Genomic DNA, 14,283 nt, shown 5'->3' with positions numbered 1-14,283 from the left:
ACCCGCAGAAACGCCGCGGACGCTCGGGATGCAGGCGACAGGAAAACCCGTGTGGAAAAATGATGGGCTTTTTCGCCTGCGTCGAGCCCCGCTTTGAGCCAATTGATCGTTTCCCAGATTGCCGCTGAACTGAAGGTCAGGCCCGCCCAGGTGCAGGCCGCCGTGGAGTTGCTGGACGGTGGCGCCACCGTGCCCTTCATCGCCCGCTACCGCAAAGAGGCCACCGACGGCCTGGACGACATCCAGCTGCGCGAGCTGGACGCGCGCCTGGCCTACCTGCGCGAGCTGGCCGACCGCCGCGAGGCCGTGCTGAAGTCCATCGCCGAGCAGGGCAAGCTGACGCCCGAGCTCGAAGCCGCCATCAAGGCCGCGCCGACCAAGCAGGAGCTGGAAGACCTCTACCTGCCCTACAAGGTCAAGCGCCGCACCAAGGGCCTGATCGCCCGCGAGGCCGGCCTGGAGCCGCTGGCCGACGCGCTGTTCGCCGACCCGTCTCTGGACCCGCAGGCGGAAGCCGCCAAGTTCCTCAACGCCGAGGCCGGCTTTGCGGACACCTTCGCCGTGCTGGACGGCGTGCGCGACCTGCTCAGCGAGCGCTGGGCCGAGGACGCCGTGCTGGTGGGCAAGCTGCGCGAATGGCTGTGGGAGGAAGGCCTGTTCCAGTCCAAGCTGATGGACGGCAAGAACGGCGAGCTGCCCGACAACGCCAAGTTCCGCGACTATTTCGACTACGCCGAGCCCATCAAGACCGTGCCGTCGCACCGCGCGCTGGCCGTGTTCCGCGGCCGCACACAGGAGCTGCTGGACGCCAAGCTGGTGCTGGACGAAGAGCCCGTCGCCGGCCAGCCCGGCCTGGCCGAGGGCCGCATCGCGTCGCACCTGGGCTGGCGCCACGCCAACCGCCCCAGCGACGCACTGATCCGCAAGACCGTTGGCTGGACCTGGAAGGTCAAGCTGAGCCTGAGCCTGGAGCGCGACCTGTTCGCCCGCCTGCGCGAGGCCGCCGAGGCGACCGCCATCAAGGTCTTCGCCGAGAACCTGCGCGACCTGCTGCTGGCAGCACCCGCCGGCAAGCGCGTCGTCATGGGACTGGACCCGGGCATCCGCACCGGCGTCAAGGTGGCCGTGGTGTCCGACACCGGCCGTGTGCTGGACACGGCCACCGTCTACCCGCACGAGCCGCGTCGCGACTGGGACGGCTCGCTGCACACGCTGGCCAAGCTGTGCGCGACGCATGGCGTCAACCTCATCGCCATCGGCAACGGCACCGCCAGCCGCGAGACCGACAAGCTGGCCGGCGAGCTCATCAAGAAGCTGCAGGCGCTGGACGCCAACGTGCAGATCGAGCGTGTCGTCGTCAGCGAGGCCGGCGCGTCGGTCTACTCGGCCAGCGAGTTTGCCTCCAAGGAGCTGCCGGACCTCGACGTGTCGCTGCGCGGCGCCGTGTCCATCGCCCGCCGCCTGCAGGACCCGCTGGCCGAGCTGGTCAAGATCGACCCCAAGAGCATCGGCGTCGGCCAGTACCAGCATGACGTGAACCAGAGCGAGATGGCCCGCGCGCTGGACGCCGTCGTCGAGGACTGCGTGAACAAGGTCGGCGTGGACCTCAACACCGCCTCGCAGGCGCTGCTGGCTCGCGTGTCGGGGCTGTCGGCCTCGGTCGCCAGCAGCATCGTGCGCTGGCGCGACGCCAACGGCGCCTTCCGCAACCGCCAGCAGCTGCTGGACGTGACGGGCCTGGGCCCCAAGACCTTCGAGCAGTCGGCCGGCTTCCTGCGCATCCGCGGTGGCGACAACCCGCTGGACTTCAGCGGCGTGCACCCCGAGACCTACCCCATCGTCGAGAAGGCCCTGGGCCTGCTGAAGCGCCCGGCCGAGGAGATCATCGGCCGCAGCGAGGTGCTGCGCGCCCTCAAGCCCGAGTTGCTGGCGGACGAGCGCTTCGGCCTCATCACCGTGAAGGACGTGCTGGCCGAGCTGGAGAAGCCCGGCCGCGACCCGCGCCCGGACTTCAAGGTCGCCCGCTTCAACGACGGCGTCGAGGACGTGAAGGACCTGCAGCCGGGCATGCTGCTCGAAGGCACGGTCAGCAACGTCGCGCAGTTCGGCGCCTTCGTCGACCTCGGCGTGCACCAGGATGGGCTTATCCACGTCAGCCAGCTGAGCAACAAGTTCGTCAACGACGCCCGCGAGGTCGTGAAGACCGGCGACATCGTCAAGGTCAAGGTGCTGGAGGTGGATCTGGCCCGCCAGCGCATCTCGCTGACGATGAAGCTAGATGCGCAGGCGCCGCGCGGCCCGAAGCAGGACAACAGCTACCGGCCTGCGGCCCGCAACGAGCGCGGCCCGCGCGAATCGCAAGCACCCGCAGGTGGCAATGCGATGGCAGCGGCCTTCGCGAAGCTCAAACGCTGACCTTCGTTATCCGCAAGGCGCGCTGTCAACATGCGCGCCGCGCGGCACGTTGCCGTCGATTGACGTACCGCAAACCGCATCCGGTCGCAGCAGGGCTGTGGCCACTCGATGTGCTGGTTATGGTGCGCGCCGCCCAAGAATCCTCGGAGACCCGATTGAAAACCCCCGCCCTCGCCTCGCTGCTTCTGCTCTGCCCCGCCCTGGTGCTGGCCCAGCAGGAGGTCGACCGCGCCGCCACGCAGCCCACGCAGAACAACCAGCTCGAGCGCGTGTCCGTCACGCGCACGCAGACCGACACCGACCTGCGCCGCCGCGAGCCCATCGCCAAGCAGCTCTACGGTCGCGAGGAACTGGACAAGTACGGCGACACGCAGCTGTCCGACGTGCTCAAGCGCCTGCCCGGCATCAACGTCTCCGGTGGCCAGCTGCGCATGCGCGGCCTGGGTGGCGCCTACACGCAGATCCTCGTCAACGGCGAGCCGGCGCCCCCGGGATTCAGCCTCGACAACCTGAACCCCGCCCAGGTCGAGCGCCTGGAGGTGACCAAGGCCCCGACGGCCGACCAGAGCGCCCAGGCCATCGCCGGCACGCTGAACATCATCCTGAAGGACGCGCCACGCGTCGTGCAGAAGGACCTGCGCATCGGCACGACGTACTCGAGCGAAAAGCCCGTCATCAACGCCGGCTTCACCTATGGCGACCGCATCGTCGGCGGCCTGGGCTTCGTGCTGCCGATCTCGGTCTACCAATGGAACTTCGTCAACGAAACCGACAGCGACCGGCTGCGTGACGCCGGCGCCACCCACCTGACCAGCAACGGCTGGGACCGCGCCCACGGCCGCGGCTTCAACATGTCGCCGCGCCTGAACTGGAAGCTGGGCGACGACGAGACGCTGACGCTGCAGGGCTTCTTCGTGACCAATCAGTTCCGCAACGAGGGCGAGAACACGACGGAGATCCTGCAGTCCACGCCCGGCCAGAGCGTGCTGCCGCCCAGCGTGCTGGACAGCACCCACAACCGCGGCACCTTCTCGGCGCAGCGCGTCAACCTGCAATACAACAACCGCTTCGGCGAAGACCGCCGCATCGAGTTGCGCGCCGGCGTGGGTAGCGGCGGCGCGGACTTCAACTACGACTTCTACGGCCGCAACCAGGCCGGCACGCCCGTGATCGAACGCGTGACCGCGGGCGACAACAGCAACCGCAACGCCACGCTGTCCGGCAAGTACAGCCAGTACGCCGGCGAAGCGCACACGGTGACGGTGGGCGGCGAGCTGGAGCGCCGCACGCGCGACGAGACCCGCAGCACCGTGGAAACGGATCTGGTCACCAACACGACCAAGCCCCTGCTGCCCGGCGTTGAAGGGCTGCCCTTCAACGCCGTCATCACCCGCACCGCCGCCTACGCGCAGGACGAGTGGGAGATCAACAAGCAGTGGTCGGCCTACTTCGGCGTGCGCCAGGAGCAGATCAAGACCGTCAGCGAAGGGGCTGGCAGCGAGTTCAACAGCACCAGCAAGGTCACGACGCCGCTGCTGCACCTGAACTTCAAGCCCGACCCCAAGGGCCGCGACCTCATCCGCGGCAGCCTGACGCGCAGCTACAAGGCGCCGGACGTGCAGCAACTCATCGCCCGCCCGACGATCAACACCGACTACCCGGTCACCGGCCCCAACGTGGTCGTCAACACCGAGTCCACGCCCGACCGCATCGGCAACCCCAACCTCAAGCCCGAGCTGGCGACCGGCCTGGACCTCGCCTACGAAAGCTACCTGCCCGCCGGTGGCCTGGTGTCGATCGGCGTGTTCCACCGCAGCATCACCAACCTGATCCGCACCGACCGCCCCCGCCTGCAGGCGGTGAGCTGGGCCCCCACGCAGCGTTGGGTCATCACGCAGGTCAACCTCAGCAAGGCCACGACGCAAGGTCTGGAACTGGAGGTCAAGGGCCGCGCGGCCGAGCTGTTCCCGAGCCTGTTCGAGCCCACCACGGCGCTCAGCCTGCGCGCCTCGCTGAACTTCTACCGCTCCTCGGTCGGCGACATCCCCGGCCCCAACAACCGGCTGGAAGGCCAGCAACCCTGGCAGTTCAACTTCGGTGCCGACTACCGCATGAAGAGTCTGCCGATCAGCATGGGCTTCAGCGCGCAGATCGCCCCGAACTTCGATGTGCAGCAAAGCGCGCTGACGAGCCAAGAGTCGCTGGCATCGCGCTCGCTGGACGCCTTCGCGGCCATGCAGCTCAGCAAGGAAGACAGCGTGCGGCTCAGCGTCAACGGTCTGCTCCAGCCCAAGCAGGGCACGCTGGTGACCTATGCCAGCCTGCCCGACTACAACCTCAACGAGCGCAAGCCCGTGGCGTGGTGGGCGATGAACTGGGAACACAAGTTCTGATCCCGGCTATCTTCTCGGCATGAACTTGGGTGCACTGCAGGTCTACGCCGGTCCGGCCGCCCAGGCGCGGCTGGCCGAGCGGGGCCTGCGCGCTGAGGACGTCGGACTGATCCCGGCCGCAGCCGGCGGCCCGAAAGGGCTGATCCTCAACGGCCTGGATCGCTTCGTCTTCGGCGACTGGCTGGCGCCGAGCCGCCACCCCATCCACCTCGTCGGCGCCAGCATCGGCGCCTGGCGCATGGCGACCGCCGCCCTCGCGCATCGCGAAGTCGCCACCGCGTTCAACGCGATGGCCGAGGCCTACGTGACGCAGGAATACGACGTGCTGCCCGGCGAGAAGCGCCCGCGGCCCGAAGGCGTCAGCCAGCGCTTCGGCGAGATCCTGGCGGAGATCTTCGAAGGCCGCGAGGCCGACGTGCTGGCGCACCCACGCTACCGGCTGCACGTCGTCACGTCGCGCGGCCAGAACAAGGGTCTGGGCCTGCTGGCGCGCGAAGGCCGGCTGCGCACGCCGCTGGGCTACCTCGGCGCATTCGCGGCCAACGCCGTGTCGCGTCCGCTGCTGGGCCGCTTCCTGGAGCGCGTCGTCTTCTCCGACCCGCGCGACCGCCTGCCGCTGAAGCTCAACGATTTCACGACGCGCGAGGTGCATCTGTCGCGCGCCAACCTCCGTGGCGCGCTGCTCGCGAGCTGCTCCATCCCGTTCTGGCTGCGCGCGCAGCAGGACCTCCCCGGCGCGCCGCGCGGCGCGTACTGGGACGGCGGCATCACCGACTACCACCTGCACCTGGACTACCGCGCGCTGCAGGCCTCGGGCGCACCGCTGGTGCTGTACCCGCACTTCCAGCGCCAGGTCGTCCCCGGCTGGCTGGACAAGGCGCTCAAGCACCGCCACCGCTCGACTGCCTTCCTCGACAACGTCGTGCTGCTGTGCCCGTCGCCGGCGTGGATCGCCCAACTGCCGGGCGCGAAGCTGCCGGACCGCAACGACTTCATGACGCTGGACGCCGACGAGCGCCGCCGCCGCTGGCACGTGGCTGTGGCCGAGAGTCAGCGACTCGCCGACGAATTCGCCTCGTTGGCGCAGCGCGACTCGATTTCGGCGTTGCCGCTTTAGAATCGCCGCTCCCTCCCCTCACAAGAGCGAGAAAGGCACCCTGGTTATGACACCGCGAACTACGACCACCTTCACAGGTACCTAGTCGGCCGCGGCTCGTCACGCCAGTCCTTTTCGGACTTCACCAATCAAGCGCGGCAAGTGGCCGCGCTTTTTTGTTTCTCGCTCCCGGAGCACCCCATGATTTCCATCCAACTCCCCGACGGCTCCCGCCGTGAGTACCCCGCCGCGCTGACGGTCGGCGATGTCGCCGCCAGCATCGGCACGGGCCTGGCCAAGGCCGCCCTCGGCGGCAAGGTCGACGGCAAGGTCGTCGACCTGAGCTACGTCATCGACAAGGACGCCAGCGTCGCCATCGTCACCGACAAGGACGCCGATGGCCTGGAGCTGATTCGCCACTCGACGGCCCACCTGCTGGCCTACGCCGTCAAGTCGCTCTACCCCGAGGCCCAGGTCACCATCGGCCCGGTCATCGAGAACGGCTTCTATTACGACTTCGCGTACAAGCGCCCCTTCACGCCGGAAGACCTGGCCGCCATCGAGTCCAAGATGACCGAGCTGGCCAGAAAGGACGAGAAGGTCGTCCGCCGCGTGCTGCCGCGCGACGAGGCCGTGGCCCACTTCAAGACCCAGGGCGAGGCCTACAAGGCCGAGATCATCGAAAGCATCCCGGCCGACCAGGACGTGTCGCTGTACGCCGAAGGCGCCTTCGAAGACCTGTGCCGCGGCCCGCACGTGCCCAGCACGGGCAAGCTCAAGCACTTCAAGCTGATGAAAGTGGCCGGCGCCTACTGGCGCGGCGACCACCGCAACGAGCAGCTGCAGCGCATCTACGGCACGGCCTGGGCGACCAAGGACGACCTGCAGAAGTACCTGACGATGCTGGAGGAAGCCGAGAAGCGCGACCACCGCAAGCTCGGCAAGGAACTGGACCTGTTCCACATCGACGAGCATGCACCCGGCGTCGTCTTCTGGCACCCCAAGGGCTGGACGGTGTGGCAGGAGGTCGAGCAGTACATGCGCCGCGTCTACCGCGACAACGGCTACCAGGAGGTCAAGGGCCCGCAGTTGCTGGACAAGACGCTGTGGGAAGCCACGGGCCACTGGGACAAGTACCGCGAGAACATGTTCACGACGGAGTCGGAGAAGCGCGACTACGCGCTGAAACCGATGAACTGCCCGGGCCACATCCTGATCTTCAAGCAGGGCGTCAAGAGCTATCGCGACCTGCCGCTGCGCTTCGGCGAGTTCGGCCAGTGCCACCGCAACGAACCCACGGGCGGCCTGCACGGCATCATGCGCGTGCGCGGCTTCACGCAGGACGACGGCCATATCTTCTGCACGGAAGACCAGATCCAGGGCGAAGTCACTGCCTTCACTGCACTGCTGCAGAAGGTCTACAAGGACTTCGGGTTTACCGAGATCATCTACAAGCTGTCGACGCGCCCCGAAAAGCGCATCGGCAGCGAAGAGAGCTGGGACAAAGCAGAGCATGCGCTAGCCGAAGGCCTGCGCGCGTCCGGCTGCGAGTTCACCTACCTGCCCGGCGAAGGCGCCTTCTACGGTCCCAAGATCGAATACACGCTGAAGGACGCGCTCGGACGCGAATGGCAGTGCGGCACGATCCAGGTCGACCCCAACATGCCTGAGCGCCTGGATGCGGCCTTCGTCGACGAGGATGGCGAGCACAAGCGCCCCCTGATGCTGCACCGCGCCATCGTCGGCAGCCTGGAGCGTTTCATCGGCATCCTGATCGAACAGCACGCCGGCGCGCTGCCCACCTGGCTGGCTCCGACGCAGGTTGTCGTCGCCAATATCACGGATGCGCAGGCCGATTACGTGGGTGAAATTGTGAAATCGCTGCAAAAACAAGGGCTTAGGGCCTCGGCCGATTTGCGCAACGAGAAGATCACCTATAAAATCCGCCAGCATTCCATGCAAAAGCTGCCGTACATCCTCGTCGTGGGTGACAAGGAAAAGGCGAATGGCAGCGTTGCGGTACGCGCCCGTGGCAACCAGGACCTCGGCGTGATGCCCCTGCAGGACTTCCTCAACCGGATCTCCGCAGACATCACCAACAAGGTCTGAAAGAGCCGTCCGGGCGCTATTTGTTTTGTTTGGGCCCCTCGCCTTGGGGCCCGTTGAAAGGTCCACACCATCGCTACGTTTGCCGACCGTCGCGCGATTCCGGAGCGCAAGCACCGTCTGAACCGCGAAATCATGGCTCCCGAAGTCCGTCTGAACGGTCCCGAGAATGAACCCATCGGGATCGTCAGCATCCAGGAAGCCCTGCGTATGGCGGGCGACTTGGACGTGGACCTGGTCGAGATCTCTGCCACCGCCAATCCGCCGGTCTGCCGGTTGATGGACTACGGCAAGTTCAAGTACCAGGAACAAAAGCGCGCTGCCGAAGCCAAGTCCAAGCAGAAGATCATCGAAATCAAGGAAGTCAAGTTCCGTCCGGGCACGGACGAAGGCGACTACCAGATCAAGATGCGCAATCTGCGCCGCTTCATTGCCGAAGACGGTGACAAGGGCAAGGTCACGCTGCGCTACCGGGGCCGCGAAATCACGCACCAGGACATCGGCATGCGCCTGCTGGAGCGGATTCGCGACGAACTGGCTGACGTGGCGATCGTCGAGAACATGCCGAAGCTCGAAGGTCGGCAGATGATCATGGTCCTGGCGCCCAAAAAGCGCTGAGATCAACACAGGTTTAACCGGCAGGTTTGGTCACCTGCCGGTTCACAAGTCTCCTGAGGCCAACAAGCGTGATGGGCTCACCGTCACCGCCCCAGGGACACACTTAAAAGGAGCATTCACATGCCCAAGATGAAGACCAAGAGCAGCGCGAAAAAGCGTTTTCGCGTTCGTCCGGGTGGCACCGTCAAGCGCGGTCAGGCGTTCAAGCGCCACATCCTGACCAAGAAGACCACGAAGAACAAGCGTCACCTGCGCGGCGCTGTGAACGTGCACGAAACCAACATGGGCCACATGGCTCAGATGTTGCCTTTCGCCGGCCTGTAATCCACCACCAAGACTAGAAGGAGAAACATATGCCTCGCGTCAAACGTGGTGTTACCGCTCGCGCCCGTCACAAGAAGGTCCTGGCCCTGGCCAAGGGCTTCCGCGGTCGTCGTAAGAACGTCTTCCGCATCGCCAAGCAGGCGGTGATGAAGGCGGGCCAATACGCCTACCGTGACCGCCGCACCAAGAAGCGCGTGTTCCGTCAACTGTGGATCGCCCGTATCAACGCCGCCTCGCGTGGCCTGGGTCTGTCCTACAGCAAGTTCGTGGCGGGTCTGAAGAAGGCCCAGATCGAGATCGACCGCAAGGTCCTCGCCGATCTGGCCGTCAATGACCCGGCTGGTTTCGCCAGCATCTTCGCCAAGGTGAAGGCCGCGCTCGCCTGATTGCGGTCCATCCCGACTTGCGTCGGGATACGCAAACTTTCGGGGCCGGTCACGTTGTGACCGGCCCTTTTTGTCTTCGACGCAAGGGCTTCGCCCTTGTCATTCCGAATTCCGAATGTCTGATCTCGACGCATTGCTGGAGTCCGCCAAGGCTGACTTCGCCGCCGCTCCCACGCCTGCCGAGCTTGAAAACGCCAAGGCCAAGTACATCGGCAAGTCCGGCCGCGTGACCGAACTGATGAAGGGCCTGGGTGCGCTGAGCATCGAGGAGAAAAAGACGCGCGGCGCAGAGATCAACCAGCTCAAGGTCGGCATCGAAACCGCCCTGACCGCCCGCCGTGACGCGCTGGCCGCCGCCGAGTTGGAGAAGCAGCTGAAGGCCGAGGCGCTGGATGTGACCCTGCCCGGCCGCAGCCGTGGCACCGGTGGCCTGCACCCGATCACGCGCGCGATGGAGCGCATCGAAGCCATCTTCGGCTCCATGGGCTTCGACGTCGCCGACGGCCCCGAGATCGAGACCGACTGGTACAGCTTCTCGGCGCTGAACAACCCCGAGAACCACCCCGCCCGCTCGATGCAGGACACGTTCTACGTCGACATGAAAGACGAGAACGGCAGTTGGCTGAATCTGCGTCCGCACACCAGCCCGATGCAGATCCGCTACGCCCAGGCCCACGCCAAGCGTTATGCAGGGCAGGACACGATGCCCGAGATCCGCGTCATCGCGCCGGGCCGCACCTACCGCGTCGACAGCGATGCGACCCACTCGCCGATGTTCCATCAGGTCGAGGGCCTGTGGGTCGGCGAGAACATTTCGTTCAAGGACCTGAAGGCGGTCTACCTGAACTTCATCACCGCCTTCTTCGAGACCGACCAGCTGCAGCTGCGCTTCCGGCCCAGCTACTTCCCATTCACCGAGCCCAGCGCCGAGATCGACATCATGTTCGAGAGCGGCCCGCTGAAGGGCCGCTGGCTGGAAGTCTCCGGCTCGGGCCAGGTGCACCCGCAGGTGATCCGCAACATGGGCCTCGACCCCGAGCGCTACATCGGCTTCGCGTTCGGCTCCGGCATCGACCGCCTGGCCATGCTGCGCTATGGCGTCAACGACCTGCGCGCCTTCTTCGACGGCGACCTGCGCTTCCTCGCCCAGTTCAAGTAATTCGAGAAGAACAAGACCATGCAATTCCCCGAGTCCTGGCTGCGCGAGTTCTGTAATCCGCCGCTCAACACCCAACAGCTCGCCGAGCTGCTGACCATGTCCGGTATGGAAGTCGAAGAGCTGCGCCCTGTCGCGCCGCCCTTCCACGGCATCGTCGTCGCCGAAATCCTCGAAGCCGAGCAGCACCCCAATGCCGACAAGCTGCGCGTCTGCAAGGTCAACGCCGGCGCTGCGTTCAACAATGGGGAACCGCTGCAGATCGTCTGCGGCGCACCCAACGCCCGCGTCGGCATCAAGGTGCCGCTGGCCACCGTCGGCGCGGAGCTGCCGCCCGGTGAAGACGGCAAGCCCTTCAAGATTGGCGTCGGCAAACTGCGCGGCGTCGAGAGCTTCGGCATGCTGTGCTCGGCCCGCGAGCTCAAGCTCAGCGAAGACCACGGCGGCCTGCTGGAGCTCGCTGCAGACGCAGTCATCGGCGAAGACATCCGCAAGCACCTGAACCTCGACGACACGCTGTTCACACTGAAGCTGACACCCAATCTGGGCCACGGCCTGAGCGTGTTTGGCGTCGCGCGCGAGGTGTCTGCACTGACTGGATCGCCGCTGTTGAAGGCTGAGTTCCGGGCCGTGAAGCCGACGCTGGACGACATGCTGCCCGTGCGCATTGAAGCCACCGACCTGTGCGGCCGTTTCTCTGGCCGCATCGTCAAGGGCATCGACACCGCCGCGAAGACGCCCGCCTGGATGGTCCAGCGCCTGGAGCGCTGCGGCCAGCGCTCGGTGACGGCCCTGGTCGACATCTCGAACTACGTGATGTTCGAGTACGGCCGCCCGTCGCACATCTTCGACCTGGACAAGATCAGCGGCGAGCTGGTCGTGCGCTGGGGCAAGGCCGGTGAACAGCTCAAGCTGCTGAACGGCAACACCATCACCGTTGACGACAAGGTCGGCGTCATCGCCGATGCGCGCGAGGTCGAGTCCCTCGCCGGCATCATGGGCGGCGACCACACCGCCGTGTCCGACGGCACGAAGAACGTCTACGTCGAAGCCGCCTTCTGGTGGCCCGAGGCCGTCATGGGCCGCGGCCGCCGCTACAACTTCTCGACCGACGCCGGCCATCGCTTCGAGCGCGGGGTGGACCCATCCCACACCGTCGAGCACATCGAGCGCATCACGCAGCTCATCCTCGACATCTGTGGCACCCCCGACACCCAGGTCGGCCCGATGGACGACCAGTCGCCCAACGTGCCGGTGCGCAAGCCCGTGGCCCTGCGCGTCGCCCGCGCCGCCAAGGTCATCGGCATGCCGGTCATGCAGGCCGACTGCGAACGCGTCTTCACGCGCCTGGGCCTGCCGTTCACCACAGCCGACGGCGTTATCACGGTGACGCCGCCGAGCTGGCGCTTCGACATCCAGATCGAGGAAGACCTCATCGAGGAAGTCATCCGTGTGATGGGCTACCCGACGCTGCCATCCACCGCTCCGCTCGCCCCCATCGTCGGCCGCACGGGTTCGGAATCACGCCAGGCCAAGCACGCACTGCGTCGCGCGGTCGCCGCACGCGACTACTTCGAGACCATCAACTTCAGCTTCGTCGAAGAGCGCTGGGAGCGCGAACTGGCCGGCGTCACCGACCCGATCAAGCTGCTGAATCCCATCGCGGCGCCGCTGTCGGTCATGCGCACCAGCCTGATCGGCAGCCTGGTGCAGGTGTTGCGCCACAACCAGGCGCGTCGCGCAACGCGCGTGCGCGTGTTCGAACTGGGCCGCGTGTTCAAGCGCGACGCCTCGGTCGCCAACGGCCCGCTGTCGGTTGCCGGCATCGAGCAGCCGCTGCGACTGGGCGGCCTCGCCTGGGGCCCAGCCGATCAGCAGCAATGGAGCCAGAAGGACCGTGCCGTCGACTTCTTCGACGTCAAGGGCGACCTTGAAGCGCTGTTCGCGCCGCAGACGCTGAGCTTCGAAGCCACCGAGCACCCGGCCCTGCACCCGGGCCGCAGCGCGCGCGTCAGCCTGAACGGCGCCGTCATCGGCGTCATCGGCGAACTGCACCCACGCTGGCGCCAGGCCTACGAGATCAGCGGTGGCGCGCCCATCGTGTTCGAGTTGGAACTGGAGGCCGCCCTGACCCGCACGCTGCCGCAAGGCCGCCCGCTGCCCCGCCAACAGGCCGTGCAGCGCGACTTGGCCCTGGTCGTGAAGGACAGCGTCAGCCACGACGCGCTGATGGCCGCCATCTCGGCCACCGGCGGCGCGCTGCTGCGCTCAGCCAAGCTGTTCGACGTCTTCAAGCCCGCGGCCGGTGCCACGACCGACCTGCAGGCCGACGAGCGCAGCCTGGCCGTGCGCCTGGAGTTGCTGGATGACGAAGCCACGCTGACCGACGAACGCATCGAGGCCGCCGTTGCCGCCATCGTCGCCGCGGCAACCAGCCAACTCGGCGCCCGCCTGCGCGGCTGACCGGAGAACGAGAACCCATGGACGCCAACGACACCAAGAAAGACGCGGCTGCCGTCGTCATCGGCAGCCTCGAGACGCCCACGCTGACCAAGGCCGAACTGGCTGAACTGCTGTTCGACAAGCTCGGCCTGAACAAGCGCGAGTCCAAGGACATGGTCGAGGCCTTCTTCGACATCCTGCATGACAGCCTCGTCAAGGGTCAGGACGTGAAGCTATCGGGCTTCGGCAACTTCAACATCCGCCGCAAGGCGCCGCGCCCGGGTCGCAACCCACGGACCGGCGAATCGATCCCCATCAAGGCCCGAAATGTCGTGACTTTTCACGCCAGCCACAAACTCAAGGGGGCAGTGCAAGGCGATACGCCTGCCGGGGAAGACTTCGAGTAGAGTCTGCCCTCCCCTCGCGAACTTGTTGATTTGCAATGGAAAAGGCGCTTCCCGCCATACCCGCCAAACGTTACTTCACCATTGGTGAGGTGAGCGATCTTTGCGGCGTGAAGCCCTATGTGCTGCGCTACTGGGAACAGGAGTTCAGCCAGCTCAAGCCCATGAAGCGGCGCGGCAACCGTCGCTACTACCAGCATCACGAGGTACTGCTCATCCGCCGCATCCGCGATCTGCTCTACGACCAGGGCTTCACGATCAGCGGGGCACGCAATCAGCTCAGCGAAGGCCTGCCCCCTGCCTCGGCGCAGAACTTCCGCGACGAGGCCGAAGCAGCCCAGGCGCTGGACGCATTGGACGATGGCGCACCGGACGATGAGGGTGATCTCGTTGTCCCCACAGAATTGGCACACGTGCCGGCGGCACGCGGCCAGGTTTCGCACGCGCAGCCGCTGAAGGCTGCCGAGGCATCCATCACGCTGCCGGTCCTGGCCGTCGAGCCGATCACGTCACTGGAGCAGATTCGCACCGAGTTGCTGGCGATTCGCGCCAGCCTGCTCTGAAAGTTTGTTCGATTTCGCCGGGAGAAGGCGGAATCCTGGGTTATACTTTCTGGCTCAGTCGGGGCGTAGCGCAGCCTGGTAGCGCACTTGCATGGGGTGCAAGGGGTCGCGAGTTCGAATCCCGCCGTCCCGACCATTTTTTTCCTTATAGAACAACGGCTTAGCAGCTTCGGCAGCTAAGCCGTTTTTCTTTGCCCGCTTCAGAATGTCGTTCATGGGGATACCCATGGGGATACCGGCGAAAAGCTGCCTTGGTGTTGGCGCCGATCTAAATTTGACCCACCCTGCCGATTGAACTTTGACCCAGGGCTTGGGGCCGGCATCGGCTGACGCCGGCTGTGGACAACTGTAGCGCTGAGCTCGGTCAGCCCGCCTCGTCG

11 protein-coding genes and 1 tRNA gene are annotated in these 14,283 nt (G+C 66.0%); all 12 read left to right on the top strand.

Annotation, left to right across the window (positions count from 1 at the left end):
- The first annotated feature begins 93 nt into the window (after window positions 1–93).
- A complete protein-coding gene (locus ACG04R_RS27425) occupies window positions 94–2,415 on the top strand; it encodes a Tex family protein (protein WP_394417623.1) in 2,322 nt (773 codons plus the stop codon).
- A 155-nt stretch (window positions 2,416–2,570) separates the two neighbouring features.
- A complete protein-coding gene (locus ACG04R_RS27420; RefSeq protein ID WP_394417620.1) occupies window positions 2,571–4,808 on the top strand; it encodes a TonB-dependent receptor plug domain-containing protein in 2,238 nt (745 codons plus the stop codon).
- A gap of 25 nt (window positions 4,809–4,833) precedes the next feature.
- Window positions 4,834–5,925, top strand: a complete 1,092-nt coding sequence (locus ACG04R_RS27415; RefSeq protein WP_394417747.1) for a patatin-like phospholipase family protein — start codon at window positions 4,834–4,836, stop codon at window positions 5,923–5,925.
- 180 nt (window positions 5,926–6,105) lie between these two features.
- Window positions 6,106–8,013, top strand: coding sequence for a threonine--tRNA ligase (gene thrS, locus ACG04R_RS27410; RefSeq protein WP_394417617.1), 1,908 nt, complete (start codon window positions 6,106–6,108; stop codon window positions 8,011–8,013).
- 69 nt (window positions 8,014–8,082) lie between these two features.
- Window positions 8,083–8,628: a translation initiation factor IF-3 gene (gene infC / locus ACG04R_RS27405; protein ID WP_394417744.1), complete on the top strand. Its 546-nt coding sequence runs from the start codon at window positions 8,083–8,085 to the stop codon at window positions 8,626–8,628.
- A gap of 120 nt (window positions 8,629–8,748) precedes the next feature.
- The gene (gene rpmI / locus ACG04R_RS27400; protein WP_009517525.1) at window positions 8,749–8,952 is read left to right on the top strand and encodes a 50S ribosomal protein L35; all 204 of its coding nucleotides are present in this window, start codon (window positions 8,749–8,751) and stop codon (window positions 8,950–8,952) included.
- A 29-nt stretch (window positions 8,953–8,981) separates the two neighbouring features.
- Window positions 8,982–9,338 carry a 50S ribosomal protein L20 gene (rplT, locus tag ACG04R_RS27395; RefSeq protein WP_025564000.1) on the top strand — a complete coding sequence of 119 codons (357 nt, stop codon included), beginning with the start codon at window positions 8,982–8,984 and terminating at the stop codon, window positions 9,336–9,338.
- Between the two features lie 115 nt (window positions 9,339–9,453).
- Window positions 9,454–10,497, top strand: coding sequence for a phenylalanine--tRNA ligase subunit alpha (gene pheS / locus ACG04R_RS27390; protein ID WP_394417612.1), 1,044 nt, complete (start codon window positions 9,454–9,456; stop codon window positions 10,495–10,497).
- 18 nt (window positions 10,498–10,515) lie between these two features.
- Complete coding sequence (gene pheT / locus ACG04R_RS27385) at window positions 10,516–12,957, top strand: phenylalanine--tRNA ligase subunit beta (protein ID WP_394417609.1); 2,442 nt, start codon at window positions 10,516–10,518, stop codon at window positions 12,955–12,957.
- A 17-nt stretch (window positions 12,958–12,974) separates the two neighbouring features.
- A complete protein-coding gene (locus tag ACG04R_RS27380) occupies window positions 12,975–13,343 on the top strand; it encodes an integration host factor subunit alpha (protein ID WP_394417606.1) in 369 nt (122 codons plus the stop codon).
- A gap of 35 nt (window positions 13,344–13,378) precedes the next feature.
- On the top strand, window positions 13,379–13,903 hold the full coding sequence (locus tag ACG04R_RS27375) for a MerR family transcriptional regulator (protein WP_394417603.1): 525 nt from the start codon (window positions 13,379–13,381) through the stop codon (window positions 13,901–13,903).
- 59 nt (window positions 13,904–13,962) lie between these two features.
- Window positions 13,963–14,039: transfer RNA gene (locus ACG04R_RS27370), tRNA-Pro, on the top strand.
- The last annotated feature ends 244 nt before the right edge of the window (window positions 14,040–14,283 follow it).

The sequence above is a fragment of the Pelomonas candidula genome, from assembly GCF_043555985.1.
GTDB lineage: Bacteria > Pseudomonadota > Gammaproteobacteria > Burkholderiales > Burkholderiaceae_C > Pelomonas > Pelomonas candidula.
Note: the sequence above shows the minus strand (reverse complement) of the source record. Positions and strands in the feature narration are given on the sequence as shown.

Bases quoted from the DNA above. Each gene is read 5' to 3' on its own strand.
- thrS (WP_394417617.1), top strand. From the start codon at position 6,106: ATGATTTCCATCCAACTCCCCGACGGCTCCCGCCGTGAGTACCCCGCC.
- rpmI (WP_009517525.1), top strand. From the start codon at position 8,749: ATGCCCAAGATGAAGACCAAGAGCAGCGCGAAAAAGCGTTTTCGCGTT.
- rplT (WP_025564000.1), top strand. From the start codon at position 8,982: ATGCCTCGCGTCAAACGTGGTGTTACCGCTCGCGCCCGTCACAAGAAG.
- pheS (WP_394417612.1), top strand. From the start codon at position 9,454: ATGTCTGATCTCGACGCATTGCTGGAGTCCGCCAAGGCTGACTTCGCC.
- pheT (WP_394417609.1), top strand. From the start codon at position 10,516: ATGCAATTCCCCGAGTCCTGGCTGCGCGAGTTCTGTAATCCGCCGCTC.
- ACG04R_RS27380 (WP_394417606.1), top strand. From the start codon at position 12,975: ATGGACGCCAACGACACCAAGAAAGACGCGGCTGCCGTCGTCATCGGC.
- ACG04R_RS27375 (WP_394417603.1), top strand. From the start codon at position 13,379: ATGGAAAAGGCGCTTCCCGCCATACCCGCCAAACGTTACTTCACCATT.